Annotated in this window: 4 protein-coding genes; 3 read left to right on the top strand and 1 reads right to left on the bottom strand. The window is 71.4% G+C overall.

All coding sequences use genetic code 11. From position 1 onward, the window contains the following. A partial coding sequence (locus AC3XYG_RS21015; RefSeq protein ID WP_489141820.1) for an AraC family ligand binding domain-containing protein occupies positions 1–542 on the bottom strand: 542 nt, incomplete at its 3' end. A 143-nt stretch (positions 543–685) separates the two neighbouring features. Here AC3XYG_RS21015 and AC3XYG_RS21010 point away from each other — a divergent pair. The 3 genes from AC3XYG_RS21010 to AC3XYG_RS21000 form a co-directional block, all read left to right on the top strand. Beyond that, the gene (locus AC3XYG_RS21010) at positions 686–2,068 is read left to right on the top strand and encodes a GntT/GntP/DsdX family permease (protein ID WP_489141819.1); all 1,383 of its coding nucleotides are present in this window, start codon (positions 686–688) and stop codon (positions 2,066–2,068) included. Between the two features lie 103 nt (positions 2,069–2,171). After that, positions 2,172–2,843, top strand: coding sequence for a class I SAM-dependent methyltransferase (locus tag AC3XYG_RS21005; RefSeq protein WP_489141818.1), 672 nt, complete (start codon positions 2,172–2,174; stop codon positions 2,841–2,843). Beyond that, a partial coding sequence (locus tag AC3XYG_RS21000; protein ID WP_489141817.1) for a hypothetical protein occupies positions 2,837–3,065 on the top strand: 229 nt, incomplete at its 3' end. The genes AC3XYG_RS21005 and AC3XYG_RS21000, both read left to right, overlap by 7 nt.

Below are 3,065 nucleotides of genomic sequence, written 5' to 3'. Positions count from 1 at the left end.
GGCAAGGCCTTCGCCGGCGACAGGTCGGCATGGCGGATCAGGCAGCGGCCATAGGCGCGCAGCAGCAGTTCCTCCGCCGCCAGCGGGTCGCCGCCCTCGGTCATCGCGGCGAAGGCGGCGGCGAACAGGACCAGCGTCCCGGGGTCGTGCACCACCGGCTCGCGGAAGAACGGCGTGCCGATCACCGGCCGGCCCGTGATCTCCGACGCCAGGCGGCGCATCAGCGCCACCGAAGGATAGGTCATGCGGTAGCGGTAGCCGCCGCCATGCGGCGCCCCGTCATGCACGTCCTCCGGGTTGACCAGGGTCAGGTCGCCGGGGCCGCCATAATGCTGGGCCCCGCGGGCGAACCAGGTCTCGCAGCCGGCGAAGATGCCGCCGACGACATAGGTCTCGTGCGTGTGCAGGGCGTAGCGATGGGTGCGGAACGTCGCCTCCAGGCAGTCCAGCCCGTCGAAATCCGCGGCTGTGAAGAACCGCGCCCGCTCGCGCTGCCCGAGCGGCTCGCCCCCCACCGCCTGTTCCTGCGTCACCGTGTCCATCGCCCCGATCATAAAGCCCGGGTTGCAGCGGTCTTGTAGAAAATCGGCATGATCGCCGCCGCCCCTCTTGCCGCGCCGGTGCCACGGGTCTAGCAGACGATGGATGGGCCGATGGCCCGGCGAACCCGAGGGATGTGCTGCGAATGACGGGATCTTCGGCAACCGCCCTGGCCGCCTGGTCGGGGCAGGACACGCGGATCATGCTGTTCTGCCTGGTCGCCCTGGCGGCGATCGTGGTGCTGATCAGCGCGCTGAAGATCATCCCGTTCCTGTCCATCCTGATCGGCAGCTTCGTCGCCGGGCTGGGCATCGGCCTGCCGCTGGACAAGGTCGGCGCCGCCTTCAGCAAGGGCGCCGGCAGCCTGCTGGGCGAGACCGGCATGATCATCGCGCTCGGCGCCATGCTGGGCGCGCTGATGGCCGGGTCGGGCGCGGCCGACCGGATCGTCGACACGCTGCTGCGCCGGTCGAGCCGGTCAGGCCTGCCCTGGATGATGGCGCTGGTGGCGATCATCATCGGCCTGCCCCTGTTCTTCGAGGTCGGGCTGGTGATGATGGTGCCGATCATCTTCGTCATGGCCCGCCGGTCCGAACAGCCGATCCTGCGGATCGCGATTCCCGCCCTGGCCGGCTTGACCGCGATGCACGCCCTGCTGCCGCCGCATCCGGGGCCGCTGATCGCCGTCACCGCGCTGCACGCCGATCTCGGCGTCACCATGGTGTTCGGGCTGATCGCCGCGATCCCGGCCGTGATCCTGGCCGGGCCGCTGTATGGCGGCTGGCTGGCCCGGCGCATGCCGATCGGCGTGCCGGAGCAGATGGACAGCCTGTTCCAGTCGCGCCAGCCGGCCGGGAGCCAGCCGGGCTTCGGCGTGTCGCTGCTGACCATCCTGCTGCCGGTGGTGCTGATGCTGGGGCGGACGGTCGCTCGCATCGCCCTGCCCCGCGACACCGCGCTGTACGACCTGCTGGATTTCTTCGGCGAGCCGATCGTGGCCCTGACCGTCACGGTGCTGGTCGCCATCGTCGTGCTCGGCTGGGCCCGCGGCCAGGGGCGCGACGCGGTCGGCGCCACGCTGCGCAAGGCGCTGCCGCCGATCGCCGGCCTGCTGCTGACCATCGGCGCCGGCGGCGGGCTGAAGCAGGTGCTGCTGGACGCCGGCATCAGCGACACCATCACCAAGATCGGCGCCGGCACGCAGATGCCGCTGATCCTGCTGGCCTGGCTGATCGCCGTGGCGCTGCGCCAGGCCACCGGCTCCGCCACCGTGGCCACGACAGCCACGGCCGGCATCGTCGCACCGCTGGCCGTCGGGCTGGGCACCAGCCAGGGGTCGCTGCTGGCGTTGGCGATCGGCGCCGGCTCGGTGTTCTTCTGCCACGTCAACGACGCCGGCTTCTGGATGGTGCGCGAATATCTCGGCCTCAACCTGCGCCAGACCATCATGGCGTGGTCGGTGCTGCAGACCATCGTGTCGCTGACCGGTCTGGCGGTCACCCTGGGGCTGTGGCGGCTGGTGGCCTGATCGCCATCGCCGATTGCGCCGTCCGGGCCGATACACCGTCGCAGCATTGGTTCCCGGGCGCGCCGGCCCCGATGATGCGGGCAGATCAAGAAAGGGAAACGCCATGAGCACCATCAGGGAAGCGCAGTCCTGGAGCGCCGAGGGCTATGCCCGCAACGCCCGCTTCGTCGCCGATCTCGGCCAGCCGGTGTTCGAGCTGCTGGACCCGCAGCCGGGCGAACGCATCCTCGATCTCGGCTGCGGCGACGGCGCCCTGACGGTGAAGCTGGCCGCCGCCGGCGCCAGCGTGGTCGGTGCCGACAGCTCGGCCGAGCTGGTGGCCGCCGCCCGCGCCCTGGGCCTGGACGCCCGGGTCGTCGACGGCCAGGCCCTGGCCTTCGACGCCGAGTTCGACGCGGTCTTCAGCAACGCGGCGCTGCATTGGATGACGCGGCCCGACGACGTGATATCAGGCGTCCGCCGCGCGCTGAAGCCCGGCGGACGCTTCGTCGGCGAATTCGGCGGCCACGGCAATGTCGCGGCCATCGTCACCGCCCTGGTGGCAGTGCTGAAGGCGCGGGGCATCGACGGCGCAGTGCGCGTGCCCTGGTTCTTCCCGTCCCCGGCGGAGTACACGGCGAAGCTGGAGGCGCAGGGCTTCACCGTCGAGACCGCCGGCCTGGTGCCGCGGCCGACGCCGCTGCCGACCGGCATGCGCGGCTGGCTCGACACCTTCGCCAACCCGATGCTGGGCGGCATCGAGGGCGCGGCACCAGGCCGGCGGTCTCGATGGTGAAACCCTGCGCCTCCAGTTTCGCCGTGTACTCCGCCGGGGTCGGGAAGAACCAGGGCACGCGCGCCGCGCCATCGATGCCACGCGCCTTCAGCACCGCCACCAACGCCGTCACGATCGCCGCGACGTTGCCGTGGCCGCCGAATTCGCCGACGAACCGGCCGCCCGGCTTCAGCGCGCGGCGGACGCCTGATATCACGTCGTCGGGCCGCGTCATCCAATGCA

The organism is Inquilinus sp., assembly GCF_057815775.1.
The sequence above is the reverse complement of the archived record's forward strand: the minus strand, read 5'-3'. Positions and strand labels throughout refer to the sequence as shown.